Source organism: Mycolicibacterium gilvum (assembly GCF_900454025.1).
Lineage (GTDB): Bacteria > Actinomycetota > Actinomycetes > Mycobacteriales > Mycobacteriaceae > Mycobacterium > Mycobacterium gilvum.
Window position 1 is genome coordinate 3,151,003 of the sequence record NZ_UGQM01000001.1, and the last position, 26,201, is coordinate 3,177,203.

General features: G+C 68.3%; 25 protein-coding genes. 10 read left to right on the forward strand and 15 right to left on the reverse strand.

The genetic code is table 11. The features are described 5' to 3' along the window. Positions 1 to 104 precede the first annotated feature (104 nt). Positions 105 to 407, forward strand: a complete 303-nt coding sequence (locus DYE23_RS14825) for a GlsB/YeaQ/YmgE family stress response membrane protein (RefSeq protein ID WP_011894204.1) — start codon at positions 105 to 107, stop codon at positions 405 to 407. Positions 408 to 457: 50 nt separating this feature from the next. Next, positions 458 to 1,456 carry a zinc-binding alcohol dehydrogenase family protein gene (locus DYE23_RS14830; RefSeq protein WP_115328973.1) on the forward strand — a complete coding sequence of 333 codons (999 nt, stop codon included), beginning with the start codon at positions 458 to 460 and terminating at the stop codon, positions 1,454 to 1,456. A 3-nt stretch (positions 1,457 to 1,459) separates the two neighbouring features. Here DYE23_RS14830 and DYE23_RS14835 read toward each other — a convergent pair whose 3' ends face one another. Together DYE23_RS14835 and DYE23_RS14840 are read right to left on the reverse strand one after the other, a co-directional pair. After that, entirely contained in the window at positions 1,460 to 2,221 is a 762-nt protein-coding gene (locus tag DYE23_RS14835) for a CPBP family intramembrane glutamic endopeptidase (RefSeq protein WP_115327507.1), read from the reverse strand. A 20-nt stretch (positions 2,222 to 2,241) separates the two neighbouring features. Then, positions 2,242 to 4,713 carry a phosphoketolase family protein gene (locus DYE23_RS14840; RefSeq protein WP_115327508.1) on the reverse strand — a complete coding sequence of 824 codons (2,472 nt, stop codon included), beginning with the start codon at positions 4,711 to 4,713 and terminating at the stop codon, positions 2,242 to 2,244. Positions 4,714 to 4,881: 168 nt separating this feature from the next. Between DYE23_RS14840 and DYE23_RS14845 the strand changes: the two genes are divergently transcribed. Further along, positions 4,882 to 6,357, forward strand: coding sequence for an acetyl-CoA acetyltransferase (locus DYE23_RS14845; RefSeq protein ID WP_115327509.1), 1,476 nt, complete (start codon positions 4,882 to 4,884; stop codon positions 6,355 to 6,357). Here the strand turns inward: DYE23_RS14845 and DYE23_RS14850 are convergent, their stop codons facing one another. The 5 genes from DYE23_RS14850 to DYE23_RS14870 form a co-directional block, all read right to left on the reverse strand. Then, on the reverse strand, positions 6,358 to 7,353 hold the full coding sequence (locus DYE23_RS14850) for a malate dehydrogenase (RefSeq protein ID WP_115327510.1): 996 nt from the start codon (positions 7,351 to 7,353) through the stop codon (positions 6,358 to 6,360). It lies immediately after the preceding gene. 14 nt (positions 7,354 to 7,367) lie between these two features. Then, positions 7,368 to 7,982 carry a hypothetical protein gene (locus DYE23_RS14855; RefSeq protein WP_115327511.1) on the reverse strand — a complete coding sequence of 205 codons (615 nt, stop codon included), beginning with the start codon at positions 7,980 to 7,982 and terminating at the stop codon, positions 7,368 to 7,370. A gap of 4 nt (positions 7,983 to 7,986) precedes the next feature. After that, on the reverse strand, positions 7,987 to 8,622 hold the full coding sequence (locus tag DYE23_RS14860; RefSeq protein ID WP_115327512.1) for an endonuclease: 636 nt from the start codon (positions 8,620 to 8,622) through the stop codon (positions 7,987 to 7,989). A gap of 80 nt (positions 8,623 to 8,702) precedes the next feature. Then, positions 8,703 to 11,045, reverse strand: a complete 2,343-nt coding sequence (gene lon, locus DYE23_RS14865) for an endopeptidase La (RefSeq protein WP_115327513.1) — start codon at positions 11,043 to 11,045, stop codon at positions 8,703 to 8,705. Between the two features lie 189 nt (positions 11,046 to 11,234). After that, positions 11,235 to 12,239 (reverse strand): esterase family protein, encoded by a 1,005-nt coding sequence (locus tag DYE23_RS14870; protein ID WP_013471634.1) that lies wholly within the window; start codon positions 12,237 to 12,239, stop codon positions 11,235 to 11,237. A 248-nt stretch (positions 12,240 to 12,487) separates the two neighbouring features. Here DYE23_RS14870 and DYE23_RS14875 point away from each other — a divergent pair, with 248 nt between their 5' ends. Further along, positions 12,488 to 12,934, forward strand: a complete 447-nt coding sequence (locus DYE23_RS14875; protein WP_115328974.1) for a DUF1810 domain-containing protein — start codon at positions 12,488 to 12,490, stop codon at positions 12,932 to 12,934. Positions 12,935 to 12,937: 3 nt separating this feature from the next. On the opposite strand, the gene DYE23_RS14880 is transcribed toward DYE23_RS14875, so the two are convergent. The 5 genes from DYE23_RS14880 to DYE23_RS14900 are packed head-to-tail and all read right to left on the reverse strand — an operon-like array spanning position 12,938 to position 18,026. Beyond that, positions 12,938 to 14,242 carry an alpha-amylase family protein gene (locus DYE23_RS14880; RefSeq protein WP_115327514.1) on the reverse strand — a complete coding sequence of 435 codons (1,305 nt, stop codon included), beginning with the start codon at positions 14,240 to 14,242 and terminating at the stop codon, positions 12,938 to 12,940. Then, a complete protein-coding gene (locus DYE23_RS14885) occupies positions 14,239 to 14,718 on the reverse strand; it encodes a nucleoside deaminase (protein WP_115327515.1) in 480 nt (159 codons plus the stop codon). The genes DYE23_RS14880 and DYE23_RS14885 overlap by 4 nt, the downstream gene beginning before the upstream one ends. A 36-nt stretch (positions 14,719 to 14,754) precedes the next feature. Further along, positions 14,755 to 16,443 carry a tetratricopeptide repeat protein gene (locus tag DYE23_RS14890; protein WP_115327516.1) on the reverse strand — a complete coding sequence of 563 codons (1,689 nt, stop codon included), beginning with the start codon at positions 16,441 to 16,443 and terminating at the stop codon, positions 14,755 to 14,757. After that, positions 16,370 to 17,440 (reverse strand): membrane protein, encoded by a 1,071-nt coding sequence (locus tag DYE23_RS14895; protein ID WP_013471629.1) that lies wholly within the window; start codon positions 17,438 to 17,440, stop codon positions 16,370 to 16,372. The genes DYE23_RS14890 and DYE23_RS14895 overlap by 74 nt, the downstream gene beginning before the upstream one ends. Next, complete coding sequence (locus DYE23_RS14900; RefSeq protein ID WP_013471628.1) at positions 17,433 to 18,026, reverse strand: TetR/AcrR family transcriptional regulator; 594 nt, start codon at positions 18,024 to 18,026, stop codon at positions 17,433 to 17,435. Before DYE23_RS14900 ends, DYE23_RS14895 begins: the two co-directional genes overlap by 8 nt. Positions 18,027 to 18,055: 29 nt before the next feature. Here DYE23_RS14900 and DYE23_RS14905 point away from each other — a divergent pair, with 29 nt between their 5' ends. Both DYE23_RS14905 and DYE23_RS14910 read left to right on the forward strand, forming a co-directional pair. Then, the gene (locus DYE23_RS14905) at positions 18,056 to 18,265 is read left to right on the forward strand and encodes a TetR/AcrR family transcriptional regulator (RefSeq protein ID WP_235660406.1); all 210 of its coding nucleotides are present in this window, start codon (positions 18,056 to 18,058) and stop codon (positions 18,263 to 18,265) included. 31 nt (positions 18,266 to 18,296) lie between these two features. Continuing rightward, a complete protein-coding gene (locus DYE23_RS14910; RefSeq protein WP_011894188.1) occupies positions 18,297 to 18,923 on the forward strand; it encodes a PaaI family thioesterase in 627 nt (208 codons plus the stop codon). On the opposite strand, the gene DYE23_RS14915 is transcribed toward DYE23_RS14910, so the two are convergent. Continuing rightward, positions 18,895 to 20,904 carry an FUSC family protein gene (locus DYE23_RS14915; protein ID WP_013471627.1) on the reverse strand — a complete coding sequence of 670 codons (2,010 nt, stop codon included), beginning with the start codon at positions 20,902 to 20,904 and terminating at the stop codon, positions 18,895 to 18,897. The two genes, DYE23_RS14910 and DYE23_RS14915, sit on opposite strands and share 29 nt — an antisense overlap. A gap of 37 nt (positions 20,905 to 20,941) precedes the next feature. On the opposite strand from DYE23_RS14915, the gene DYE23_RS14920 reads away from it, so the two are divergent. Beyond that, a complete protein-coding gene (locus tag DYE23_RS14920) occupies positions 20,942 to 21,688 on the forward strand; it encodes an EthD domain-containing protein (RefSeq protein WP_049777296.1) in 747 nt (248 codons plus the stop codon). Beyond that, complete coding sequence (locus DYE23_RS14925) at positions 21,685 to 22,437, forward strand: enoyl-CoA hydratase/isomerase family protein (RefSeq protein ID WP_011894185.1); 753 nt, start codon at positions 21,685 to 21,687, stop codon at positions 22,435 to 22,437. The genes DYE23_RS14920 and DYE23_RS14925 overlap by 4 nt, the downstream gene beginning before the upstream one ends. A 1-nt stretch (position 22,438) precedes the next feature. Here DYE23_RS14925 and DYE23_RS14930 read toward each other — a convergent pair whose 3' ends face one another. Continuing rightward, on the reverse strand, positions 22,439 to 22,633 hold the full coding sequence (locus tag DYE23_RS14930) for a (2Fe-2S)-binding protein (protein ID WP_011894184.1): 195 nt from the start codon (positions 22,631 to 22,633) through the stop codon (positions 22,439 to 22,441). A gap of 1 nt (position 22,634) precedes the next feature. Next, the gene (locus DYE23_RS14935; protein ID WP_115327517.1) at positions 22,635 to 23,267 is read right to left on the reverse strand and encodes a fatty-acid--CoA ligase; all 633 of its coding nucleotides are present in this window, start codon (positions 23,265 to 23,267) and stop codon (positions 22,635 to 22,637) included. A 239-nt stretch (positions 23,268 to 23,506) separates the two neighbouring features. Here DYE23_RS14935 and bfr point away from each other — a divergent pair, with 239 nt between their 5' ends. After that, complete coding sequence (gene bfr / locus DYE23_RS14940) at positions 23,507 to 23,986, forward strand: bacterioferritin (protein ID WP_115327518.1); 480 nt, start codon at positions 23,507 to 23,509, stop codon at positions 23,984 to 23,986. A 103-nt stretch (positions 23,987 to 24,089) separates the two neighbouring features. After that, positions 24,090 to 26,192: an MDR family MFS transporter gene (locus tag DYE23_RS14945; protein WP_235660408.1), complete on the forward strand. Its 2,103-nt coding sequence runs from the start codon at positions 24,090 to 24,092 to the stop codon at positions 26,190 to 26,192. Positions 26,193 to 26,201: the final 9 nt, after the last annotated feature.

The window sequence follows — 26,201 nt, forward strand, 5'->3', positions numbered from 1 at the left end:
CGTTCGCATCCTGTTTGCACAGCCGATTCGTTACCCGGGGCCGGTATACCTGAGCCATGACCCGGCTGCGGCCGCACCGGGTCCGGAGGCGACAGGAGTGTTCGATGGACATGGTTGCAGCTACTGAGATCTTGGCGCGTTCGACGACGTTGACCAGCGTCGGATGGATCGGCTACATCATCATCGGGGCGATTGCCGGATGGATCGCCGGCAAAATCGTCAAGGGTGGCGGCTCGGGCATCCTGCTCAACATCGTGATCGGCATCGTCGGTGCCCTCATCGGCGGCTTCCTGCTGAGCTTCTTCCTCGACACCGCGGGCGGCGGCTGGTGGTTCACGCTGTTCACCGCGATCCTCGGGTCGGTGATCCTGCTGTGGATCGTCGGGAAGGTGCAGTCGCGAAGCTGACCCACCGACGGCCCGGTGCGTGACATCGTTGACAGGTGAACTCCACGACGATGCGGGCGTGGCGGGTACACCGACCGGGTCCGATGTCGACGTCGCCTCTGGTCGGCGTGACGGCGCCGATTCCGGAGCCGGGCCGCGGAGAACTCCTCGTCGCGGTGTTGGCGTGCGGGGTGTGCCGGACCGATCTGCACGTCGCGGAGGGCGACCTGCCGGTGCACCGCGCCGACGTCACCCCCGGGCATGAGGTGGTGGGCGAGGTCGTCGGACTGGGCGACGGGGTCGAGACGTTCGCCGTCGGCGACCGTGTCGGCATCGCGTGGCTGCGCCACACCTGCGGCACGTGCCGCTACTGCACGCGCGGTGACGAGAACCTGTGCCCGCACTCGCGCTACACCGGGTGGGATGCCGACGGCGGTTACGCCGAGTTCGCGACCGTCCCGGCGGCCTTCGCACTGCCGCTGCCGTCGGGCTATACCGACACCGAGCTCGCGCCCCTTCTCTGCGCCGGCATCATCGGATATCGCGCACTGCTGCGGGCGGACCTGCCGCCCGGCGGTCGCCTCGGGATCTACGGCTTCGGCGGCAGCGCGCACCTGACGGCCCAGGTGGCGCTGGCGCAGGGTGCCGAGGTCCACGTGATGACCCGTGGCGCGTTGGCCCGCGAGCTGGCACTGGCACTCGGCGCTGCGTCTGCACAGGGGGCCGCCGATCCGTCACCGGTACCGCTGGATTCGGCGATCCTGTTCGCTCCGGTCGGCGAGCTCGTGCTGCCGGCACTGGAAGCCCTCGACCGGGGCGGCACCCTGGCCGTCGCCGGGATCCACCTCAGCGACATCCCGGAGCTGAACTATCAGCGTCATCTGTTCCAGGAGCGGCAGCTTCGTTCCGTCACGGCGAACACCCGCGCCGACTCGCGCGAGTTTCTCGATTTCGCCGCCCGCCATCGCATCGAGGTCACCACCGAGCAGTATCCGCTCGGTCGCGCCGACGAGGCTCTGGCCGATCTGAGTGCCGGACGGATCTCCGGGGCGGGTGTGCTGGTGGTGTGACCGTCAGGACAGATGCCACACCAGGGCGGCTGCGAGCGCGCCCAGCCCGTTGAGTGACCAGTGCAGTGCGATCGGGGCGATCAGGCTGCCGCTGCGGCGGCGCAGCCAGCTGAACACGAATCCCGCCGCGGCTGTCGCGATCACCGCGCCGACGACGCCGGCCACCGTGCCGAACACCCCGCCGCCGAGGATCTTGGTGAAGCCGGCGTTGCTGGCGGTCAGGCCCAGCGACGTCGCGATGTGCCACAGCCCGAACAGCAACGACCCGGCGGCCGCCACACCGCGCCAACCCCAGGCCTGCTCCAGCGCACCGTGCAGGACGCCGCGGAACGCGAGCTCTTCGGGGATCACGGTCTGCAACGGGATGATGATCATCGACGCCAGCAGCGCGCCCGACAGCGTCGCGTAGTTGTTGTTCAGGAACATCGGCCGCGTCCACGGCAGCAGCGCACCGACCGCGATCACGGTGCCGACCAGCGCGACGGCTCCCAGCGCGTACCCGGCGCCGGAACGCCAGTGCTCGCGGCCGAGTCCGAGCTCGGACCACCCCAGACCGCGGGAACGGACCATGAACAGCAGCCCGACCGCGGCGGCGGGAATCACAGCGACGTTGGCCCACGGCGTCGTGAAATGCGCCAGCAGGTTGGACAGCGCGAGAACGACGACGACGATCGCGATGTCGACGTAGAGGCGAAAGTGCTGCAGCGCCGCCAACTGTGCCGCCAGGGGGTGCGGTTCCGGAGGTGCGGCTACTGCATCAGACATAACTGCACCAGGGTACCGGGCTATTCGTTGTCGCCGCCGGTCGACGACGCGCTGTCGGCGCCCGCAGTGCCGAAGCCGGACTCGCGCGCGGCAGGCCATACCCAGTCCTTGACCTCGGGGATGTCCTCGCCGTGGGCGCGGGTGTACTCGCGCGCTGCGATGCGCTTGTCGGCCATCTGCTGGCGCAACGTCGCACAGGTGGAGCCCAGCGACGGAACCCGGTCGATGACGTCCATGACCAGGTGATAGCGGTCGAGGTCGTTGAGCATGACCATGTCGAAGGGCGTCGTGGTGGTGCCCTCCTCCTTGTAACCGCGCACATGAAGGTTGTCGTGGCCGGCCCGGCGGTAGGTCAGGCGATGGATCAACCACGGATAGCCGTGGTAGGCGAAGATGATCGGCCTGTCGGTGGTGAAGATCATGTCGAAGTCGCGATCGGGGAGCCCGTGCGGATGCTCGGTCGAGTCCTGCAGCCGCATCAGATCGACCACGTTGACGAACCGCACCTTCAGGTCGGGCAGGTGCTGGCGCAGGATGTCGGCGGCGGCCAACGCTTCGAGGGTGGGGATGTCGCCCGCGGAGGCGAGGACGACGTCGGGGTCGGTGCCGAGTTCCTCGGACCCAGCCCATTCCCAGATTCCGAGCCCCCGCGTGCAGTGCGCGACGGCCTGCTCCATGGTCAGGAAGTTCGGCGACGGCTGCTTTCCGGAGACGACGACGTTGACGTACTGCCGGGACCGCAGGCAGTGGTCGTAGGTGGACAGCAGCGTGTTGGCGTCCGGCGGAAGGTAGACCCGCACCACGTTGGCGCTCTTGTTCACCACGTGATCGATGAAGCCCGGATCCTGGTGGGAGAAGCCGTTGTGGTCCTGGCGCCAGACGTGGCTCGACAGCAGGTAGTTCAGGCTGGCGATGGGTCGCCGCCACGGGATGTGGTTGGTCACCTTGAGCCATTTGGCGTGCTGGTTGAGCATCGAGTCGACGATGTGGATGAACGCCTCGTAGCAGTTGAACAGGCCGTGCCTGCCCGTCAGCAGATAGCCTTCGAGCCAGCCCTGGCACTGGTGCTCGGAGAGCATCTCCACGACCCGTCCGGCACGAGCCAGGTGTTCGTCGACCTCGGCGCCGAAGAACTCCGCGTTCCACTGCTTGTCGGTCGCGTCGTAGACGGCCTGCAATCTGTTGGATGCGGTCTCGTCGGGACCGAAGATCCGGAAGTTGTCCGGATTGAGCCGGATCACCTCGGTCAGCCACTGGCCGAGTACTCGGGTGGCTTCGGCCACCGTGGCACCGGGGGCGGGGACGTCGACGGCGTAGTCACGGAAGTCCGGCAGTCTGAGGTCCTTGAGGAGCAGCCCGCCGTTGGCGTGCGGGTTGTCGCTCATCCGCAGGGGTCCGGGCGGCGCGAGCTCGGCGATCTCGGGCAGCAGTGCGCCGTCGGCGTCGAACAACTCGTCCGGGCGGTAGGAGGCCAGCCAGTCGGCGAGCACGGCCAGATGCTCCTTGGTGTCCCTGGCGCTGGACAACGGCACCTGGTGGGCCCGCCATGAGCCGGTGGTCTTCTTACCGTCGATGTAATCGGGGCCTGTCCACCCCTTCGGGGTCCGGAACACGATCATCGGCCAGGCCGGGCGGAACTCCTCACCGGAGCGGGCCCGCGCCTTGATGTCGGCGATCTCGTCGAGGACGTCGTCGAGCAGCGTCGCGAACCGGCGGTGGGCATCGGTGTGGTCCACACCGGGACCGCCCTCGTCGTCGGGGACCTCGAAGAAATACGGGTGATGGCCGTAGCCGACCATCAGCGCACGCAGTTCGTCCTCGGGGATCCGCGCCAGCAGTGTGGGGTTGGCGATCTTGTAGCCGTTGAGGTGCAGGATCGGCAGCACCGCCCCGTCCTTGGCGGCGTTGACGAACTTGTTGGAGTGCCAGCTGGTGGCCAGCGGACCGGTCTCGGCCTCACCGTCGCCGACCACCGCGGCGACCAGCAGGTCGGGGTTGTCGAACGCGGCGCCGTAGGCGTGGGACAGCGCGTAGCCGAGTTCACCGCCCTCGTGGATGGAGCCGGGCGTCTCGGGGGCGACGTGCGACGGGATGCCGCCGGGGAACGAGAACTGCCGGAACAGCCGGCGCAGACCCTCGTCGTCCTGGGTGATGTCGGAGTAGATCTCGCTGTAGGTGCCGTCGAGATACGCGTTGGCCACCAGGCCGGGTCCGCCGTGGCCGGGACCGGTCACGTAGATGGTCGACTGCTGTCGCTGCGCGATCGCGCGGTTGAGATGGGCGTAGAGGAAGTTCAACCCCGGGGTGGTGCCCCAGTGGCCGAGCAACCGGGGTTTGACGTCCTCGCGGGTCAGCGGGGTGCGCAGCAGCGGATTGTCGAGCAGGTAGATCTGGCCGACGGACAGATAGTTGGCGGCGCGCCACCACCGGTCCAGACGGTCGACGTCCTGGTCGCTCAGCGGTCTGCGCTCGGCTGTGGTGGCGGTGCTCATCCCTCTATCCAACCCTGGTTTCGGGTGCCGTAAACCTGTAGTCGATGGCGTCGGAGTTAATTTTGTCCGCGCCACTAAGGTGATCGGGTGGCTGAGGGCGCCGCTCTTTATGAACATCGCCCTGATCAACATCGTCCTCGCAGACAGATCCAGGAGACTCCGAGAAGCATGCCCATCGATCCCAGGACGCCCGTTCTCATCGGGTACGGACAGGTGAACCAGCGCACCGAAGATCCGTCGATCGAGCCCGTCGATCTGATGGCTGCCGCCGCCCGCGAGGCGGCGGACCCGCGCGTGCTGGAGGCCGTCGACGCCGTACGGGTGGTCAACCTCCTGTCGTGGCGCTACCGCGACCCGGGACTTCTTCTGGCGCAACGCATCGGCGCCGCCAAGGCCGCGACGCGCTACACCGGCATCGGCGGCAACGTCCCGCAGACGCTGGTCAACCTGGCATGCCTGGACATCCAGCAGGGTCGCAACGACGTGGTGCTGATCGCCGGCGCCGAGACGTGGCGTTCCCGCACCCGCACGCGCGCCGCGGGCAACAAGATGCAGGGCACCCGTCAGGACGAGTCGGTGCCGATGGCTCCCGGCTCGGACGAGAACATGCCGATGGCCGGTCCCGGCGACCTGAAGATCGGGCTGGACCGCCCCGCGTACGTCTATCCGATGTTCGAGACCGCGGTGCGCATCGCCGCGGGGGAGACGCCCGACGAGCATCGGCGCCGGATCGGTGAGCTGTGGGCGCAGTTCTCCGCCGTCGCCGCGGGGAATCCGCATGCGTGGAGTCAGGAGGCGCGCACCGCCGAAGAGATCTACGAGCCGTCGCCGAAGAACCGGATGGTCAGCTGGCCCTACACCAAGCTGATGAACTCCAACAACATGGTCGACCAGGGCGCGGTCCTGATCCTGACGTCCGTCGAGAAGGCTCAGCACCTCCAGATCCCTTCGGAGCGTTGGATTTTCCCGTACGCCGGAGCCGATGCCCACGATACGTACGCGATCGGCGAGCGGGCCGAGTTCCATGCCTCGCCGGCCATCCGCATCGCGGGCACCCGGGCGCTGGAACTCGCCGGGGCCGGCGTCGACGACATGGATCTGATCGACGTGTACTCGTGCTTCCCGTCGGCGGTCCAGGTCGCTGCCAGGGAACTGGGCCTGCCGGTCGGCGACCCCGACCGGCCGCTGACGGTCACGGGCGGCCTGACGTTCGCCGGCGGACCGTGGAACAACTACGTCACCCACTCGATCGCGACCATGGCCGAGCGGCTGATCGCCCGGCCCGGTGCCCGCGGCCTGATCACCGCCAACGGCGGATATCTGACCAAGCACAGCTTCGGGGTGTACGGCACCGAGCCGCCCACCCACGAGTTCCGTTGGGAGGACGTGCAATCCGAGGTCGACGCCGAGCCCACTCGCACCGCGCTGGTGGACTGGAGCGGCGTCGGGACCGTCGAGACCTGGACCACGCCGGTGGACCGTGACGGCAACCCCGAGAAGGCGTTCCTGGCGGTACGCACGCCCGAGGACGCCCGCGTGCTCGCCGTGATCACCGATCCGGCCGGCGCCGAGACCACGGTCCGCGACGACATCGCCGGCGCGCAGGTGCGCGTCGAGGAGGACGGCACCGCGTCGCTGGTGTAGCTACAGCAGCCCGAGCGCGGCGACCGCGTCGCGCTCGGCGCGTAGCTCGGCGACGGAGGCGTCGATGCGGGCCCGCGAGAACGGGTTGACGTCGAGACCGTCGACGATCTCCCAGCGGCCGTCGACCGAGCGGCACGGGAACGAGCACACCAGTCCCTCGTCGACGCCGTAGACGCCGGGTGACGGCAGCGCCACCGACGTCCAGTCGCCGCCCGGCGTGCCGTGCACCCAGTCGTCGATGTGGTCGATGGCGCCGTTGGCCGCCGACGCCGCCGAGCTGGCGCCGCGGGCCTCGATGATCGCGGTGCCGCGGCGGGCCACGGTCGGAATGAAATCGTCTGTGAGCCAACGGGTGTCGGCCGCATAGTCGGCACCCGCGCGGCCCCCGACCACCGAGTGGAAGATGTCGGGGTACTGCGTGGGGGAGTGGTTGCCCCAGATGATCATCCGGCTGATCTCGGTCACCGGAACCCCTGAGTGGCGGGCCATCGCGGCGACGGCCCGGTTGTGGTCCAGCCTGGTCAGCGCGGTGAACCGGTCGCGGGGAATATCGGGCGCATGCGCCGCGGCGACCATCGCGTTGGTGTTGGCGGGGTTGCCGACGACCAGTATCCGGACGTCCCGGCCGGCGCCGGCGTTGAGCGCGCGGCCCGCCGTCGCGAAGATCTGTGCGTTGGCGCTCAGCAGATCGGCACGCTCCATTCCCTTGGTGCGCGGCTTCGCGCCGATGAGCAGCGCGACGTCGACGCCGTCGAACGCACCCACCGGATCGTCGTAGATCTCGGTGCCGGCGAGCAGCGGGAACGCGCCGTCGTCGAGTTCCATCACCACACCCTCGGCCGCTCGGATGGCGTCGGGAAGTTCGAGCAGCCGCAGGGTGACGGGGGTGTCGTGGCCGAGCATCGCGCCTGCGGCGATCCGGAACAGCGCGGCGTAGCCGATCTGTCCTGCCGCTCCGGTGACGGCGACGGTGACAGGTGGGGTGGCAGAGGACATGGGGTCCAACCTAGTCAGGGCGCGCCGGGCGGCACGTCGGTGTAGGCGGTGGTGAAGCCGTCGGCCGAGAACGTGAAGCCTCCGCCGCCGGCCTCGGACAGACACGAGATCCCACTGGCCTGCTGGACGTTGCAGCGAAAGCCTCCGACGGCGAGTATCCGGTTGAACGGTAGCTCGGCGGCTGGGCCGGGTGTGAGCGCGAAGCCCGGCGGGGTCAACCTGACGAACCGCGGGCCCCCGCTACGCTCGATCGTTATCGCGTTGGGAGCCAACGATTCTCCACCGGGGCCGGAGACTTCGTCGGGGGCGCCGTCGATCCCGATCGACGATGTCGACTGCGCGTTCTGGCACCCGGCGCGCACCCGCGGCAGGATCGCGCACGTCCACCTGCCGCTCGGCGAGCTGAAGTAGTACCCGGTCTGGCCGCCCCTGTCGGCGGCGAAGTCGAACGCGTTGGCCAGGTGCACATTGCTGGGTCGTCCGGTGTTCGGCGTGGGAGCCGCGGAGGTCGCGGTGGTCTGCGCGGCGTCCTCGGTGGTGACCACCGTCGGTCCTGAGCAGCCGGTGCTCAGCAACGCCGCCGCGACGAGCCCGGCCCGGATCGGAGATCGCATAGCCCATTGGACCATCTGGTCACCGAGACACCTTGTCGCGCAACGCGGTGTCCAGCGACACCCTGACCAATGCTGCCGCCAGCCGGGCACAGTCATCGCGCGCCAGGGCGGCGAGCTCGGCCGCGTCGTCGGGCAGACCCAGGTCGGCCGCCGCAGCCATCGCGCGTGCATCGAAGTAGGGGCGCACCCAGGTCCACACGTCCTGGACCTCGCGCAGAAAGATGTCGGCGGCGGTGTCGCCGATGCCTGTGAACCGTTTGAGCAGTCGTTTGGCCTTTGCGACGTCCTGCTCGGCGCGGTCGGCCAGGCCGCGCAGGTCGCCGCCGTAGTCGTCACGAACCGCTGCCGCGATGTCCACCAGACGGGTCGCCGAGCTCTCGTCATAGCGCGCGTACCCGGCACGACCGAACGCTCGGATCATCGTCGGACGGGTGGCGTCGAGGACGGCGCCGGGGGTGCGCAGCTTCGCGCCGAAGATCTCCCTGGCCGCGCGGGTCGCGACGGTCGCGTCGATCGGCTTGCTGGCCAGCATGCACAGCACCAGCAGCTCGAACAGCGGCATCGGCCTGTTCGCCAGCGTGATGCCGGCCTCCTCGGCGTAGGTGGTCCCGGCCTCGCGCAGGAGGCGGTCGGCGAGGTCGGCGTCGTAGGCCATGGCTCTCACTTTCTCTGCCGAGCAGACACAAACTCGCACGACTCGCCGACGACACGCACGAGTTTGCGTCTGCTCGCGGGCTAAGCCGCGGCGCTCACCGCCTCGGCGGCGGGCACGAGGGCCTGCGCGACGATGTCCGCGACGTCGACCATCGGCCGGACATCGAGCGCGTCCAACACATCGGCGGGTACCTCGTCGAGGTCGGCCTCGTTGCGCTGCGGGATGAATACCGTCGTCAGTCCGGCCCGCTGCGCGGCGAGCAACTTCTGCTTCACCCCGCCGATCGGCAGCACCCGCCCGTTCAGAGTGACCTCGCCGGTCATGCCGACGTCGGAGCGGACCTGGCGACCGGTGGCCATCGACACCAGCGCGGTCACCATCGTCACGCCGGCCGACGGCCCGTCCTTGGGCACCGCGCCGGCGGGCACGTGCACGTGGATACGACGGTCCAGCGCCTCCGGGTCGACGCCGAGTTCTCCGGCGTGGGAACGGACGTAGGACAGCGCGATCTGCGCGGACTCCTTCATCACGTCGCCCAGCTGACCGGTCAGCTGAAGTCCCGCTTCGCCGTCGGTCGCACCGGCCTCGATGTAGAGGACGTCTCCGCCCAGGCCGGTGACGGCCAAGCCGGTCGCCACACCGGGGACGGCGGTGCGTTCGGCCGATTCCGGCATGAACCGCGGACGGCCCAGATACCCGACCAGGTCCGGCTCATCAATCGTGATCGGCGCAGGGTCGGCGGCCAGCTTCGTGGTGGCCTTGCGCAACGCCTTGGCCAGCAACCGTTCGAACTGCCGCACACCGGGCTCGCGGGTGTAGTCCGCGGCGATCTTGCGCAGCGCCGCGTCCGTGACCGCCACCTCGTCGGCGGTCAGCGCCGCCCGCTCGGACTGCCTGGGCAGCAGGTAGTTCCGCGCGATCACGACCTTGTCGTCTTCGGTGTAGCCGTCGATGGTGACCAGCTCCATGCGGTCCAGCAGGGCCGACGGGATGTTCTCGATGACGTTGGCCGTCGCCAGGAACACCACGTCCGACAGGTCCAGGTCGAGGTCGAGGTAGTGGTCGCGGAACGTGTGGTTCTGCGCCGGATCCAGCACCTCGAGCAGCGCCGCCGACGGGTCGCCGCGGTAATCCGAGCCGACCTTGTCGATCTCGTCGAGCAGCACAACGGGATTCATCGATCCCGCTTCACCGATCGCCCGCACGATGCGGCCGGGCAGCGCGCCGACGTAGGTACGCCGGTGTCCGCGGATCTCGGCCTCGTCGCGCACACCGCCGAGGGCGACGCGGACAAACTTGCGGCCCAGGGCGCGGGCGACGGACTCGCCGAGTGAGGTCTTACCGACACCGGGAGGACCGGCCAGCACCATCACCGCACCGGAGCCGCGGCCGCCGACGACGGTCATGCCGCGCTGAGCGCGACGGGCCCGCACCGCCAGGTATTCGACGATGCGGTCCTTGACGTCGTCGAGACCGTGGTGGTCGGCGTCGAGAATCTCGCGGGCCGACGTCAGATCGGTCGAGTCCTCGGTCCGCACGTTCCACGGCAGGTCCAGCACGGTGTCGAGCCAGGTCCGGATCCAGCCGCCCTCGGGGCTCTGCTCGCTGGACCGTTCCAGCTTGCCGACCTCGCGCAGCGCTGCTTCGCGCACCTTGTCGGGCAGATCGGCGGCCTCGATGCGGGCGCGGTAATCGTCGGAACCCTCTTCGCCGTCCGGACCCAATTCGCCGAGTTCCTTGCGGATCGCCTCGAGTTGGCGACGCAGCAGGAATTCCTTCTGCTGCTTGTCCATTCCGGCGCGGACGTCCTCGGCGATCTTGTCGTTCACCTCGGTCTCGGCCAGATGCTCACCGGTCCAGGCGATCAACAGGCGCAGTCGAGCGGCCACATCCTCGGTCTCCAGGAGTTCCCGCTTGTGCACGTCGCTCAGATAGGACGCGTAGCCGGCGGTGTCGGCCAGCGCCGACGGGTCGGTGATCGTGTTGACGACGTCGACGATCTGCCACGCCTCTCGACGCTGCAGCATCGCCAGCAGCAGCTTCTTGTATTCGGCGGCAAGTGTTTTCGTCTCCTCGGTGATCACCGGGTCGGCGACGTCATCGATGAGCACCCAGAGCGCGGCACCGGGGCCGGTGGTGCCTGATCCGATGTGGGCGCGATTCTCGCCGCGCACGACAGCGGCGACGCCGCCGCCGGGGACCCGGCCGACCTGCACGACGGAGGCCAGCACACCGTAGGTGGGGTAGCGGTCGTCGAGGCGCGGCGCGATCAGCAGCTTGCCGGATTCGCTGGCCTGCGCGGCGTCGACCGCGGCACGTCCGGCGTCGTCGAGTTCGATCGGTACCACCATTCCGGGCAACACGATCGGCTCGCTCACGAACAGCACCGGCACAGCGCGCGACGAGTTGGTGGCTTCAGGCATCAATCCTCCAGTGGTTCGTTCAACCCAAAGTTGAACCTGATGCGCTCAACCTTGCGGAGGCGGCGTTTGTTCCCCGGGCATTTCGCCCGCAGCGGAACGATCACCGGCGACGCGCCTGCGGTGCCTCGCACACAGCAGAGAGCCTGCCGCTCGGGGGAAGCGGCAGGCTCTCCGGGTGTGGGATGGGTGCTAGGCCGTGGCCTGAGCCCCCAGGACCCGCTGGATGTCCGGCTTCATCTGCTGAAGCTGCTGTCCCCAGTAACCCCAGCTGTGCGTCCCCGAGGTGGGGAAGTTGAAGACGCCGTTGTTGCCGCCGGCCGCGATGTAGTTGTCGCGGAAGGCGACGTTGGTGCGCAGGGTGAATCCTTCGAGGAACTGCGCCGCCATCAGGTTCTGGCCGGGGGTGCCGCTGTCCAGATCGGACGGGGTGCCGGTGCCGCAGTAGATCCAGATGCGGGTGTTGTTGGCCACCAGCTGGTTGATGTTGACCATCGGATCGTTGCGCTTCCACGCCGGGTCGGAGGACGGGCCCCACATGCTCTCGGCGTTGAAGCCACCGGCGTCGTTCATCGCCAGACCGATCAGCATCGGCCACCAGCCCTCGGACGGGTTCAGGAAGCCGGAAAGTGAAGCGGCGTAGATGAACTGCTGCGGGTGGTGAATGGCGTAGGTCAGCGATGCGCTACCTGCCATCGACAGGCCGACGACCGCGTTGCCGGTGCGCGACACACCGCGGTTGGCTTCCAGCCACGCGGGCAGCTCCTGGGTCAGGAACGTTTCCCACTTGTAGGTGTAGTTCTGCCCGTTGCCGCGCGAAGGCTGGTACCAGTCGCTGTAGAAGCTCGACTGTCCACCGACCGGCATGATCGTCGACAGCCCGGACTGGTAGAACCACTCGAATGCCGGGGTGTTGATGTCCCAGCCGTTGTAGTCCTCCTGGGCCCGCAGTCCGTCGAGCAGGTAGACCGCCTTCGGTCCGCCGCCCTGGAACTGGATGCGGATGTCGCGGTTCATCGACGGGGAGAACACGTCCAAGTACTCGACGGGTAGACCCGGCCGGGAGAACGCTCCCGCGGTCGCCGAACCTCCGGCGACGCCGATCAGGCCGGGTAGGGCCGCCGCGGCCAGGGCGGCAGCCGCCACCCGCCGCACCAGAGACTTCCGGGTCCCCCGCGCTTTCTCTTTCCATTTCATAACGGCAATCCACACCTTTCTCGTAACGTCGCCTGGTTCGCAAACTTGCCGTCGCGTGTCCTGAGTAATGCAACACGCTGCGACCTGCTGACCAGCGGCCCGACACAGGGAAAAGCGGTCGCGGTTGGCTAACGATCAGGACTCGGGCCGGACTCACCCGCAACCGGAATGGCGTGTGACCAGTGTGAAGAAAGTGATCGGTGTGGTCGCTGCGCGCCACCGGTGGATTCGCGGGTAATCCCTACGACATGACCAACGACGACATGACCGATGACTCGTGTGATCTCGAGCGGTTCGTGGCAGCGCAGGACGGCGTCTATTCCACAGTGCTGGCCGAGTTGCGCGCCGGCGCGAAACGCAGCCACTGGATCTGGTTCGTCTTTCCGCAGCTGCGGGGATTGGGTCGCAGCGTCACGGCCCAGAAGTACGGCATCACGTCACTGGCCGAGGCGAAGGCCTACCTCGCGCACCCGGTACTCGGCCCGCGGTTACGGGAATGCGCCGAGCTGCTCGCCGCCCACACCGGGCGTTCGGCGACGCAGATTCTCGGACATCCCGACGATCTGAAGGTGCGGTCGTCGATGACGCTGTTCGCGCAGGCCGCCGCGGGCGCGGACGATGCCGTGTTCCGGACGGTTCTCGATGTGTTCTACGACGGACAGGACGACCCTGCGACGCTGCAGCTGCTCGGCTGACGGTCAGCGCGGGTTCAGGATCACCCAGCCGTGGGGCGGAACGACGATGTCGGGCACCACTTCTGCCGGTGGCGCACCGGAACCGGCGACGATCTCGGCATGTCCCAGACCGAGACCCGACAACGCCACCGGTAGTGGTTCATCCGCGACGTTGAGTGCGACGACGAGGGCGTCGTCGCCGCTTCGGGTGATGTAGACGTAGCCGGTGTTCGTCACCGACAACGCCGTCGTCCGGGCCTCGTGCAGCCAGGGGTGCCTGCGTCGCAGCCCGATCAGATGCTGATGCGAGCGGAACATCTGATGGCCCTGCTCGCCGACTCCGTCGAACGGAGAACGGAATTCGGGTCGCACCGCGTCGTCACCGCCGAAGCGTTCTTCTTTCACGCCACGGTAGGCGACCTCGTCGCCGGCGTACACGCTCGGGGTTCCGCCGGTGGTGAGCAGCACCACCAGCGCGTGCTCGACGTGGGCGGGATCGGTCAGGCGGCTCGCGATCCGGGTCACGTCGTGATTGCCGATGAACGTCAGCGGCACGAAGGTGTCGAGGAACTCGTTGTGCCGGGTGAGCGCCCAGTCCAGCTCGTGGAAGTTGGCATCGTTGATACTGCTCCAGACGGCTTTCCACAACTCGTACTGTGTGACGGAGTCGAACCCCGAATCACGCACGCGAGCAACGTAATCGCCGTGGATGACCTCGCCGACGAACCACGCCGCAGGGTGAGCCTGCCGGACCCGTGGGAGGACCTGCGCCCAGAACCGGTCCGGGACCGCGTATGCCGCGTCGAGACGCCATCCGTCCGCACCCCGTGCGAGCCAGTGGCTCATCACGTCGACGGTGTAGTCGACGACGTCGGCGTTGTCATGGTCGAGGGTGATCAGACCCTCGTGGCCCTCGAATGTCGCGAAGTCGTCGCCTCTGGTGGCGAACCAGGACCGGTCGCCGCCGTCGACCGCCTCGCGGTAACGCGGGAATTCGGTGCCGACGTGGTTGAAGACACCGTCGAGCAGGACACGCAGCCCACGGCTGTGCGATTCCCCGATCAGGTGGTCGAAGTCGCTGTCGTCGCCGAGGCGCGGGTCGATGCGGTAGTGGTCGATCGTGTCGTAGCCGTGCGTTCGGGAGTGGAATACGGGGCCGAGCGCCAGACCGGAGGCACCCAGTTCCACGGCGTAGTCCAGCCAGTCGACGATGCGTCGCAGGCGGTGCTCACCGGGTTCAGGTGCGGTGTCGGCGGGGTGGGCGCCGACGAATCCCAGTGGGTACACCTGCCACCACAGGACGTGTTCGACCCAGGCGGGATCGCTCATCGCCGAAAGGCTCTCTCGTACAACGTCTTCATCTCCTCGGTCAGTTCCTGCGCCGGGCCGTCGACCGGCACCCCGGGCGCGACGGTGGTGATGGGAAGGCTCGCCACCGGGGGAGGTGGCGCCTTCCACTCCACCAGCCACTGGGCCAGCTGGGCCGACGACGCGGCGTACACCACGCGACCGAGACCTACCCAGGCATGCGCGGCCGCACACATGGGGCAGTGCTCACCGGAGGTGTACACGGTGACACGGGCCCGGTCGTCGGGGGAGAGGTTCTCCACGGCCCATTTCGCGATCGCATATTCAGGGTGCCGCGTCGCGTCTCCGTCCTTGACCCGGTTGCGGTCCTCGACACGGGTCACGCCGTCGGCGTCGAGCAGCAGCGACCCGAACGGTTCGTCACCGGCCTCCTGGGCTTCACGCGCCAACTCCACGCATCGTCGCAGGTGCCGCAGGTCGTCGTCGGTGACCGCCATGGGCCGGAGTCTACGCACCGGGCCGTGGACCCGGCCTCAGTCGCAGCAGGGGCTCTGCAGCCGACAGGCGCACGACGCCTCGATCGGCACATCAGCACGCGCGGCGGCCAGTTCGAGTTGCTTACCGATGATCACCGCCTCGGCATCGCGGCCGAGCCGCGTCAGGCACTCGTGATATCCGTGCAGGCTCCACACGTTTCCCGGATGCTGACACGGCCGGCTCAGCGTCGGATCCAGCCCCAGATCGGCGGCGTAGACCTGCGCAGCCTCCTCGACGCGCCCCTGCTCCAACAACAACGCCCCGAGCGCATGACGGGTCGGCTGCATCCACCCCCACGGTTCGTCGTACGGCATGGCGTCGTCCAGTTCGACGGCGCGACGCAGGTGCGCGAACGCCGCGTCGTGATCACCTGCGCGGTAATCGATTTCACCGTCGAGCATGGCGGCGGCGACGGCCAGGATGTCGCGGCTGGTGTTGTTGAACAGGTAGCGGCTCTCCGGGATGCGGTCATAGGCGGTGGCGAAGAGGTCGCGCTCGGCCCTCGCCCGATCGAGGTTCCCGCTCGCGGCGTGCGCGACCCCGCGGCCGTAGTGGATGGTCGCCGCCGTGGTGCAGTACAGGGCCGTGTCCTCGGGCAGGGCGGTCGCGATGAGGTCCGCCCAGCGGCCGAACCGCACCAGCACGTGAACCCGCAGCGGCACGAACGCCTCCAACCAGTCGGCCATCGGCGGTGACTCGATGGCCAGCAGTTCCGGGCTGAGCTGTGTGGCCAACTCGTCGGCCGCCTGCAGCGCGGTCGCCGAATTGCCTTCGAACATCGCCGAATACACCACGAAGTGGAGGTTGTGGGCGCGGTAGAGAGAGTAGAAGTTCAGCGACCCCTGGCGTTCGACGAAGCGCCGATCGACCTCGACGGCGGACAGATTGGCCACCACCGAGTCCCGGTAATTGCCGCACAGCACGTCGATATGGCTGGGCATGTGTCGAAGGTGACCCGCGTCCGGGACCAGATCACGAAGCAGATCCGCGGCCGGCAACGCCGCCTGAGGCGTCGTCGACATCTCCATGGCGTGCAGGTAGAGGTGCAGAACGCCGGGATGCTGCCGTCCCGCGGGAGTCTGCAGGGCCCCGTCCAGCAACCGCATGGCCTCCACCACGCGGGATCCCGGGGCCGGATCACCGGTTCGGCTGTCCCACAACGCCCATGCGGTGACGTTCACGAGGGCGTCGGCGGCCAACGCGACGACGTCGATGTCGTCGGGATAGGCCTGGGCCAGGGCGGCCATCGCGTCGGCGTAGGCGCGGTGGCCCGCGGTAAGGGCATCCGTGTCGTCGGGATCGGCCGTCAGGAAACGGGCCGACAGCGCGTCGATCAGCCCCCGTTCAAGGGGCGACGCCCGACCCGCGGCGGCGAGTCCGAGTTCTGTCCGCGCGCGGGCCAGCGACGCAGCGAGATCGACGGGATCGAATGCCTCCCAGCCCTTGTTGTAGTTGGGGCCGATCGCATAGGCGACACCCCACCGGGCAAGCGCGAAATCGGGATCGAGCTCAAGGGCGCGGTCGAAACAGTGGATCGCTTCCTCGTGATTGAAGGCGTAGGACCACACCATGCCGCGGTCGAACCAGATCTGCGCGGCGTCGGACGCAGTGTCAGTCGGTCGATGATAGGAGCCCAGGTCGTAATAGGGTTCTGCTGCCCCCGGCGCGCTCGACGCGACGTTCATACAGGGCACGGTAGTTCACCCGGACAGCAGTGGCCAGGGTTGCCAGGACAGCGCCCGTCACCGCCCAGACCACCAGCGTCACCCACGACATCGCGGCGCCGTGTCCGCCGAAGTAGGAGATGCTGCGCAGCAGCGAGACCCCGGACCCCTGCGGCACGATCGCGGTGAACGTCGAGTAGAACCCCGACAGCAGCGGTCGCCCGACGGGTCCGGCGGCGGCAGCGTTGCCGACGACGACGAGGAACAGCCCCAGCACGACCGACGCGGCGCTGCCGAACGCCGCGGCGACCCCGGTCACCGCACCGCCGACCGCCATCGAGTAGAGCCACAGCGCCCCGAACACCTGCCAGGAATGGCCCGTCAACGCGTCGAGCACCGGCCCGGTGTACAGGGTCACGACACCGGCGAGCACCGCCGAGAACACCGACAGCGATGCCGTGCGCAGGGCCAGTGTGGCCGGAGTGCGGACCGGTCCCATGAGCCGTCCGAGCAGGGCCGCACCCAGCGATGCGCCGATGGACAGGAAGATGACGGCGTAGAACTCGACGGTGCCGGACGGGTCGCCCGCCGAGGTCGGCGCCACGTCCTCGACAACCGGTGTGAGACCGGCGCGCTCGGCGGCTTCCCGGCCCACCAGCTCAGCCGCGGCGGCCACGCTGTGGCCGCCGCCGCCGGCGACATAGACGGTCAGGTGGCCGTCGGGGTTCACGGCGAAGGCGGTGTCGGCGGTGCGCTCGAGCACCTGGGCCCGGGCACTTGCCGCATCACCGAACTCGTGGACGGTCAACGCGTGCTCGGCACGCAGTCCGTCGACGACCTGCTGGGGCGCCGACACCGCAACGGTCATGTGGTGCAGCGTCGGATTGGCGAAGGCTCCGGAATAGCTTGCGACCATGGCGATCACGAAGACCGTCAGGCCGGCGAGGGCGAGCAGGGTGGTGCGGACCGCGGTGCGATCGCGGATGGGCGGAACGTCAGGGGTGTGGTGTCTACCCACGGGTGGATCCTTTCTGGGCTGAGGCGATTCCCAGCAGCGCGTCGACGGTGTCGAGCGCTGCCTGGACACGGCCGTTCAAGTCGGTGGCGTCCGGATCTTCCATCCACGACCGCAGCACCTCCACGAGTCCGCCGACCAGGAAGCGTGTGACCGCCTCGGCCGGAAGGGAAGAGACGGCGTCGAGGACTTCCATGCCCTGGCCGGCGATCCGCCGGCAGGGGGCATACAGGGCGTCTCGGTAGGTGACGAGGACGTGCTGGTGCACCGTCGACGGAACGACGTTGCGGCACAACCGCGGATGTGCGGCGGCGAAACCGAACAGATCGAGGATGCGGGCACGGGCATCCTGGCCCGCGCCGTCGGCCAGTGCGTCGTCGAAGGAGTGTCCGAAGGCCGCGGCGACGGCGTGGTCGCGGTCGCGGAAGTGGCGGTAGAACACCTGGCGGCTCACGTCGGCCTGTGCGGCGATGTCGCCGACGGAGATCGTGTCGACCGGGTGTTCCCGGGCGAGTGCGAACGCCGCGTCGCGCAACGAGTTGCGCACTCGCTGCGCGCGGGGATCGACACTGCGGCCTCGTTCGGGCATGGAACGAGGGTAGAAGGTTTCGTTTACAGTTGTCTACGAAAGCTCAAGTAATCTGCGACACCCGAATCGGCGGTTGTGAGGACGATCGCGGGGCGCTGATCGGTTCGCTCGTGCTGGGCATGGCGACGACGCGCTACATCCTCAAGGCGCCCGCGGCCGCAGACCTCGGCCACGAGGAACTGATCCGTTGGGCGACGCCCGTGATCCGCGATCTGCTCGTCGGACCACCCCCGGGCTGACCGTGAACTTGACACGTGTTCTAGTCGAGGGGTGCTGGACTACACCCACGTCGACGGTTTGAGCGCGGCAGACATCGCACGGCGACGCGAACTCTATGAGCCGCTGACCGCATCGGTGCGCGACCTGATCGACGCGACGATCCTGACCGAGGCCGACCCCGACGCCGTCGCGGCCGCCAAGGCCGAGATCGAGTCGGCCACCGCCCGGCTGCGCAGCGCCGCACGTGACGGGTCCTTCGGGATCCAGTTCGGCGCGGACGGCGAGTCGATGCCGTGGGGCAACGCCGTGATCGGTGTGCGGAACCCGACGGCGCCGCCGCTGGTGATCCACAAGGAACCCGACGGATTCGCGCGCAGCGACTTCTACCTGGGGGCGGCGTTCGAGGGCCCGCCCGGCCATGTGCACGGCGGGGTGTCGGCGAAGATCCTCGACCACGTCCTCGGAGATGCCGCGAGCAAGCCGGGTGTGCACCGGCTCACCGGCACCATCACGGTGCGCTATCGGAGACTGACCCCGCTAGGCCGGTTGCACTCCGAAGCGCGGGTCACGCACACCGACGGGTTCAAGACCTACGCGGTGGGCCACATCGCCGACGCCACCGGCATTACGGTGGAGGCCGAAGCGGTGTTCATCGAGCCGAGATGGGCACGGGGCTGATCGCCACCGCGGTCAGGCTACGGGTGATCGCAGTCGCCTCGGCGACGAGCACCCGTGAGGAACCGTCCTCCGCGCGTTCCCGCGGGGCGGCCTCCCGCAACCGCTGCGCCGCCGCCTCCAGTTCCGCGGCATCCACCGTCCACGGCGACGCGGCGGTCGGTGGATCTCCGCACAGCGCCTCCACGAATTCGTCGACGGTGATCGCGAATTCGCGGTCCACGCCCGCCGGCCGGGTCGGCATGTGGGCTTCCAGCGTCGTGCACGAACTCGTCAGCGAGTTGATCGCCGTGCGGTACGAGCGCAGCCAGAGCCGGAAGTCCCGTGACTCCAGCCGCATCGCACCCGTCGTGGCCTCGAAGGCCGAGCGCGCCCTGGACACCCGTTGCCACGCAGCGGTCATCTCCTCGGTGGCGTTCTCCCGCTCGTGCACATATCCCTTGATCACCGTGGCGGCGTAGTCGATCTCGGTCTTGAGCAGCTCGCCCGCCCGTTGTGCCAGCCGGGTCAACTCGTCGTCGGGCAGCGCGACGTGCGCGATGACCGCCAGCGCGCCTCCTGCGATCGTCGCGATCAGCGGATCGGTCAGCGAGGACGGCGTGCCTGCGCGTGCCACGTCCAGCAGGAAGACCGCTGCGGCCGCCACGGCGCCCGACATCGCGATGTAGCCGACGCCCGACACCAGATACGCGATGCCCACCGCGACGACTGCGAATCCCAGCGAAACGACCGGAGCGGGTGCGAACGGAACCAGCACCGCCGAGGCGACGACGACGCCGGCCGCGGTGCCGGCAACCCGCCCGACACAACGGGTGTAGGTATGCGCGGTTTCCGGGCGCAACACCAGCAGCGCCGTCAGGGGGATCCAATAGCCGTAGGGAATGCCGGCGTACTGCGCGATACCCCCGCCGAGACCGACTGCGGCGCCGACCCGCACCGCGTGGCGCAGCACCGGGGAGTCCTGGTTGAGGTGGCCGCGGACCGTGTCCATCGCCGAGCGCACCGACGTGGGCAGCTCCGGGCGCCGCAGGCGCACCGCGTCGGGAGTGGACGGGACGAAGTCGCCGAGCCGCATCGCCGCCACTTCGTGCAGCAGGGCCGAGAGTCGTCGCACGGTGCCGGACTCGGGCCCGTCGATCTCGGTCACGACGCTGTCGAAGCGGCCGATCGAGACGTGGGTGCCGACGCGGCCGGCGCGGCTCGTGTCGGCGACCGCCGCCATCGTGTCGGCGGCCTCTTCGAGGACGCGCGACAACGCCTCGGAGCGAGGACCGTTCGCCATGTCGGTCAGCGTCGCGGCGATGCGCTCCGGTAGCGCGTACCACCCGCGGTACACCGCCGGACGGCGCAGCGTCGGACCGGAGACGTCGGTGAACGCCTCACGCAGCGCCACAAGCGGTTCGGTGTCGACGGCCCAGCCGTCGTCGCGCCCGTCGGCCAGGCGCCGGGCGTCGGCGGCCAGCGACCGGTAGGCGGCCACCACGGCGTCGCGCTGCGCACGCCAGCGTTGCGGCGGCCACACCGCGAGGACCACGGCCTGGGACAGGCCACCGACGACGGCCAGCGCGGCCGTGCCCAACGCGGCGCCCACCGACACCGGTGTGCCGGCCGACGTTGCGGCCACCATCAGCGCCCCCGAGGCCGCCCCGATCAGACCGGTGTTGGGCCCGTGCGCCCACAGCATCGCCACGCCGGCACACCACAGCGCGCACAGCAGGAGGAAAAGCACCGGCAACCCGGACACCGCCGTGCCGAGCAGCACCGCGACACCGCAGAGTCCCGACACCAGGTAGACGAGCGGGATCCGCGACCGCGGGCTGTCCTGAAAGGCCGTGGCTCCGGCCACGGCGGCCACCGCGACGGCGGACGTCGCCGATCCCGGCGGTCCCCAGAGCGCTGCGATCACCGCGATCACACCGACCGCTGCCAGGCTGCGCAGGGCGGCAGCAGCATCCGGCAGTACCGAACGCACTGTCAGCCCCATGATCACCCGACCATTCTGACCCGGCTATGTTCGCCGGGTGGAGAAAGTGATCATCACTCTGCGTGGCGCGCCGGGCGACGACGCGTGGTGCACCGCGTTACGCACCGACGTCGCCCCACTGCTGCTGGACACGGGCGCTCCCGGCGTGACGGTCAACGTGCGCGACGCCGCTGTCACCGACTCCCTGATGACGCTGACGACCCTCGACCCACCGGTCATCGCTCTGGTCAGCGTGTGGACCCCGCAGTACTACGGTGAGCAGATCCACACTGCGACAACGCTGTTGGGTCAAATCTGCGAGTCGACCGCGGCGTACCTGGTCACCGAGTCCGTCCCGCTTGCCGGCCCCGTCACCGCGCCGGGGGAGCGCACGCCGGGACTGGCCAACGTCGCGCTGCTGCGCCGACCTGCCGGACTCGACGAGCGCACGTGGCTGCACCGCTGGCACCTCGACCACACCCGCGTCGCGATCGACACGCAGTCCACCTTCGGCTACACCCAGAACACCGTGGTCCGGGCGATCACCGACGACGCGCCGCCCATCGACGCGATCGTGGAGGAACTGTTTCCGATCGAGGCGACCTCCGACCTGCACGCGTTCTTCGGGGCCGCCGACGACGCCGACCTCAGCGACCGCATGACCAGAATGGTCGCCAGCACAACGGCGTTCGGCGCGAACGAGAACGTCGACACGGTGCCGACGAGCAGGTACGTGCTGCGCGACCCGTTCGCCGCGCCGGCCGCCGACGATCCGACCGGCCGGCGGGATACGCTGCTGCGGTGACTCTGCAGATCAGCGACGAGAACCGGGTCCGCACCCTGGTGCTGAACCGGCCCGACGCTCTCAACGCGTTCAACCAGGAGCTCTATCTGGCCACCGCGACCGCGCTGCGCGACGCAGCCGACGACCCCGAGGTCGCGGTGGTGCTCCTGACCGGCGCCGGCCGCGCGTTCAGCGCCGGCAACGACCTCAAGGAGATGCAGGCGGGCATCACCGACGGATCGCTGACGGCCGACGGCAGCCATTTCACGACCATGATCGACGCGCTGATCGATCTCCCGAAACCGCTGATCTGTGCCGTCAACGGCGTGGGCCTCGGAATCGGCACCACGATCCTCGGCTATGCCGATCTGGTCTTCATGTCCTCGACGGCGCGGTTGAAGTGCCCGTTCACCAGTTTGGGCGTGGCACCCGAGGCCGCTTCGTCGTATCTGCTGCCGCAGCTCATCGGCCGGCAGAACGCCGCGTGGCTGCTGCTGTCCTCGGAGTGGGTCGACGCCGACGAGGCGCACCGCATGGGGATCGCATGGAAGGTCTGCGAGCCCGACGATCTGCTTCCCGAAGCGCGCAGGCACGCCGAAATCCTTGCGGCACGGTCGATTCCGAGCCTGATCGCGGTGAAGAAGACGATGGTCGCACCGCACCGCGCCGAGATCGCCGCAGCGACCGCGCGGGAGAACGCGCACTTCCAGGAGTTGCTGGGTGGCGTAGCCAATGCCGCCGCCCTGGCGGAGTTCACGCAGAAGGGCTGAGTCAGCCGACGCTCTCGCGCTTGCAGTCCTCGACCTGGAAATAGGCCTCGATGATGGAGCGCAGCGTGCGCCGGCAGCGGCCGCAGTCGCCGCCCGCACCGCAGGCTTCGGCGATCTCCCGGGACGTTCGCGCGCCCTTGGCCACCACGTCCTGGACCACGTGACTCGTGGTTCCGGTGCACAGGCAGACGAACATGTCAGACCTGCTCGCCGACGCTCATCAGGTGGGCGAGACGCCCCACGAACCGGGTGGGGTAGGCACCCATCCCCGCGTTCGTCATCCACTCGGCCGCGGCGTCGGGGTGCTCGATCCACTGCCGGGCGCTGGCCTCGTCGGCGATCTCCTGCAGGATCAGCACTTCGTGGCCGTCGTCGAGCGCGCGGTACACCCAGATCTTGCGGACCCCGCCCTGCCGGAAGCGGTCGAGGCCGTCGTGCACCTTGTCCATCAACGTGGAGACGTCCTGCACCGAGGACATCACGCCGACGACCACCCGGCCGACCGCCTTGTCTTCGCCCGAACCGGTCAGGTCGATCTTCTCGACGACCTCACCACCGAACACCGGAGGTATGTCGTCGGCACCGGAGATGTCGAACCATTCGAAGATCGCCGGCGAGCTGAGTACCTCACGAATCGAACGTGCCTGCCGAATTCCGATGGTGACGAGTACGCGGCGCGGTTCCCAAATGGATTCGTACAGCACCACGTGGTGCGCACCGATCGAGTGGAGGCCGTCGCGATGCTTTCCGAGCCATTTCCACATCACATCGACATCGTCGACCTTGAAATCACACGCAAGGATGAATGAGTGCAGATCGTACTCACCCATTGGTTACCCTTACCTATTGTCCGGTCAAAACGGTTAGCGCAGTCTAACCTTACTTAGCCTAGGCAGTCCAGAGAAACCTCCTGATCTGGGCGTGAGGGCATCCCACGAACCTCAGAACAGCACGCCATGGGTCGAAATGGCGAGCTTTTGACCCGGCTAATGGACTAGATTGAATGTGTTCGCACACAGCCCGTGCAGATACCGCACACATTCAGTCACGATGCCCCGAGGAGCAAGTCATGCAAGGCGATCCCGAAGTTCTGAAGTTGCTCAACGAGCAATTGACGAGCGAATTGACGGCGATCAACCAGTATTTCCTGCATTCCAAGATGCAGGACAATTGGGGCTTCACCGAATTGGCGGAACACACCCGCAAAGAATCATTCGAGGAAATGGTTCACGCGGAGGAGATCACCGATCGAATTCTCATTCTCGACGGCCTGCCCAATTATCAGCGGCTGTTCTCGCTGCGGGTCGGCCAGACGGTGCGCGAACAGTTCGAGGCGGACCTGGAGATCGAGAAGGAGGTCGTCGCACGCCTCAAGCCCGGCATCATCATGTGTCGTGAGAAGGGCGATGCGACCTCGGCCAACCTGTTCGAGAAGATCCTGGCCGACGAGGAGTTGCACATCGACTACCTCGAGACGCAGCTCGACCTGATGAACAAGCTCGGCGAGGGTCTCTACCTGTCCCAGTGCGTGTCCCGCCCGCCGCAGTAGCGGGTTAACAGCCCGCACGCGGGGGAATGTCCTGCCGGGTGCCGTAATCTTGCATAGCTCATCTAATGATCTGTGCAGGTTCCACGGCTCCGGAAAGGCAGGTATGGCAGCGTCCCCGGCAACAGGCCCCCAGGCCACCCAGAGCTCGCAGTCGGCGATCGCCGCAACGGCGTCCACGCCACCGCCTCCGGGCGAGCCGGCTCCGGTCAGCCCGAACCGGCGGAACGTCATCTTCGTCGCCGTGGTGCTCGGCATGCTTCTGGCCGCGCTGGACCAGACGATCGTCGCGACCGCGCTGCCGACCGTCGTTGCCGACCTCGGCGGCGCCGGTCACCAGTCGTGGGTCGTCACCAGCTACCTGCTGGCGTCGACCATCGCCACGGCCATCGTCGGCAAGCTCGGTGACCTGTTCGGCCGCAAGATGATCTTCGGCGTGGCGATCCTGTTCTTCCTGGCCGGTTCGGTGCTGTGCGGGATCGCGTCGACGATGGAGATGCTGGTCGCCTCCCGTGCGCTGCAGGGCATCGGCGGCGGCGCGCTGATGGTCACGGCCACCGCGCTCATCGGCGAGGTGATCCCGCTGCGCGACCGCGGCCGCTACCAGGGCGCGCTCGGTGCGGTGTTCGGTGTCACGACGGTGATCGGCCCGCTGCTCGGCGGTTACTTCACCGATCATCTGACGTGGCGCTGGGCGTTCTGGATCAACGTGCCCATCGGCATCGTGGTCCTGATCGTGGCGCTCGCGACGATCCCGGCCTTGAGCCGGCGGGGCAAGCCGGTCATCGACTACGCCGGCATCGTGCTGATCGGTCTGGGCGCCTCCGCTCTCACGCTGGCCACCAGTTGGGGCGGGAGCACGTACGCGTGGTCGTCGCCGATGATCATCGGCCTGTTCGTCGGATCCGCGGTCGCGCTCGCCGTCTTCGTCCGGGTGGAGCTGCGGGCCACGGAGCCGGTGTTGCCGATCCGGCTGTTCGCCAGCCCGGTGTTCACGGTGTGCTGCGTGCTGTCGTTCATCGTCGGCTTCGCGATGCTGGGGGCGCTCACGTTCCTGCCCACCTTCATGCAGTTCGTCGACGGCGTCTCGGCGACGGAGTCCGGCCTGCGAACGCTGCCGATGGTCGGGGGACTGCTGCTGACCTCGATGGGCAGCGGTGTCCTCGTCAGCCGCACCGGCCGCTACAAGATCTTCCCGGTGCTGGGCACCGCGATCATGACGGTCGGATTCGTGCTGCTGTCCCAGATGGACGCCACCACCCCGGTCTGGCAGCAGAGCGCGTACCTGTTCGTCCTCGGGACGGGCATCGGCATGTGCATGCAGGTCCTGGTGCTGATCGTGCAGAGCACGGCGAACTTCTCCGACCTCGGCGTCGCCACCTCGGGGGTCACCTTCTTCCGCACCATCGGAAGTTCCTTCGGCGCGGCGATTTTCGGTTCACTGTTCGCCAATTTCCTCGATTCCCGGATCGGCGGGGCGCTGGCTGCGTCCGGCGCGCCGCCGGAAGCCGGGCAGTCCCCGCAGGTTCTGCACCGGCTGCCCGACGCCGTCGCGGCGCCGATCGTCGAGGCCTACTCCGACTCGCTGGGGCTGGTCTTCCTGTGCGCCGCGCCGGTGGCCGTGATCGGCTTCGTAGTCGCGCTGACCCTCAAGCAGGTGCCACTGAGAGAGATCGAGACCACCGCCGCCCTCGACATGGGGGAGGGCTTCGGCATGCCGTCGGACGACTCCTCGGAGCGGATGATGGAGACGGCCGTCGGTCGGCTGGTGCGGCACTCCCCGGAGATCAGGCTGCGCAGTATCGCCGGCACCCACGGTTGCGATCCCGACGTCGCCCTGCTGTGGGCACTGATCCAGATCTACCGGCAGAGCCAGGTTTTCGGCTCGGCACGGCTGTCGGAGATCGCCGAGCGCCTGCGTGTTCCGCCCGAGGTGCTCGCCCCGACATTCGACCGTCTCGTCGCCACCGGCAGAGCGCTGCGCACCGACGATCAGCTCTGGCTCACCCAGTCCGGCGCACAGCAGGTGTCCGCGGCGACGGCCGCGCTGGTCAGCCGGATCGTGGAGAAATTGGAGAAGTCACCGACGTTCGAAGGCCGCCCCGACTGGGACGAGGTCGAGAAGGCTCTCGAGCGTATCGCCCAGCGGCTGCTCGTGCAGCGCGAATGGGAGGACGACCGGACCGAACTCGCCGCGGCGGGAAAGTGAAACAGGTTA

Excerpts from the sequence above, each read along its gene's own strand:
- DYE23_RS14825 (WP_011894204.1), top strand. The coding sequence starts at position 105 with ATGGACATGGTTGCAGCTACTGAGATCTTGGCGCGTTCGACGACGTTG.
- DYE23_RS14830 (WP_115328973.1), top strand. The coding sequence starts at position 458 with ATGCGGGCGTGGCGGGTACACCGACCGGGTCCGATGTCGACGTCGCCT.
- DYE23_RS14835 (WP_115327507.1), bottom strand. The coding sequence starts at position 2,221 with ATGTCTGATGCAGTAGCCGCACCTCCGGAACCGCACCCCCTGGCGGCA.
- DYE23_RS14840 (WP_115327508.1), bottom strand. The coding sequence starts at position 4,713 with ATGAGCACCGCCACCACAGCCGAGCGCAGACCGCTGAGCGACCAGGAC.
- DYE23_RS14845 (WP_115327509.1), top strand. The coding sequence starts at position 4,882 with ATGCCCATCGATCCCAGGACGCCCGTTCTCATCGGGTACGGACAGGTG.
- DYE23_RS14850 (WP_115327510.1), bottom strand. The coding sequence starts at position 7,353 with ATGTCCTCTGCCACCCCACCTGTCACCGTCGCCGTCACCGGAGCGGCA.
- DYE23_RS14855 (WP_115327511.1), bottom strand. The coding sequence starts at position 7,982 with ATGGTCCAATGGGCTATGCGATCTCCGATCCGGGCCGGGCTCGTCGCG.
- DYE23_RS14860 (WP_115327512.1), bottom strand. The coding sequence starts at position 8,622 with ATGGCCTACGACGCCGACCTCGCCGACCGCCTCCTGCGCGAGGCCGGG.
- lon (WP_115327513.1), bottom strand. The coding sequence starts at position 11,045 with ATGCCTGAAGCCACCAACTCGTCGCGCGCTGTGCCGGTGCTGTTCGTG.
- DYE23_RS14870 (WP_013471634.1), bottom strand. The coding sequence starts at position 12,239 with ATGAAATGGAAAGAGAAAGCGCGGGGGACCCGGAAGTCTCTGGTGCGG.
- DYE23_RS14875 (WP_115328974.1), top strand. The coding sequence starts at position 12,488 with ATGACCAACGACGACATGACCGATGACTCGTGTGATCTCGAGCGGTTC.
- DYE23_RS14880 (WP_115327514.1), bottom strand. The coding sequence starts at position 14,242 with ATGAGCGATCCCGCCTGGGTCGAACACGTCCTGTGGTGGCAGGTGTAC.
- DYE23_RS14885 (WP_115327515.1), bottom strand. The coding sequence starts at position 14,718 with ATGGCGGTCACCGACGACGACCTGCGGCACCTGCGACGATGCGTGGAG.
- DYE23_RS14890 (WP_115327516.1), bottom strand. The coding sequence starts at position 16,443 with ATGAACGTCGCGTCGAGCGCGCCGGGGGCAGCAGAACCCTATTACGAC.
- DYE23_RS14900 (WP_013471628.1), bottom strand. The coding sequence starts at position 18,026 with ATGCCCGAACGAGGCCGCAGTGTCGATCCCCGCGCGCAGCGAGTGCGC.
- DYE23_RS14915 (WP_013471627.1), bottom strand. The coding sequence starts at position 20,904 with ATGGGGCTGACAGTGCGTTCGGTACTGCCGGATGCTGCTGCCGCCCTG.
- DYE23_RS14930 (WP_011894184.1), bottom strand. The coding sequence starts at position 22,633 with ATGTTCGTCTGCCTGTGCACCGGAACCACGAGTCACGTGGTCCAGGAC.
- DYE23_RS14935 (WP_115327517.1), bottom strand. The coding sequence starts at position 23,267 with ATGGGTGAGTACGATCTGCACTCATTCATCCTTGCGTGTGATTTCAAG.
- bfr (WP_115327518.1), top strand. The coding sequence starts at position 23,507 with ATGCAAGGCGATCCCGAAGTTCTGAAGTTGCTCAACGAGCAATTGACG.
- DYE23_RS14945 (WP_235660408.1), top strand. The coding sequence starts at position 24,090 with ATGGCAGCGTCCCCGGCAACAGGCCCCCAGGCCACCCAGAGCTCGCAG.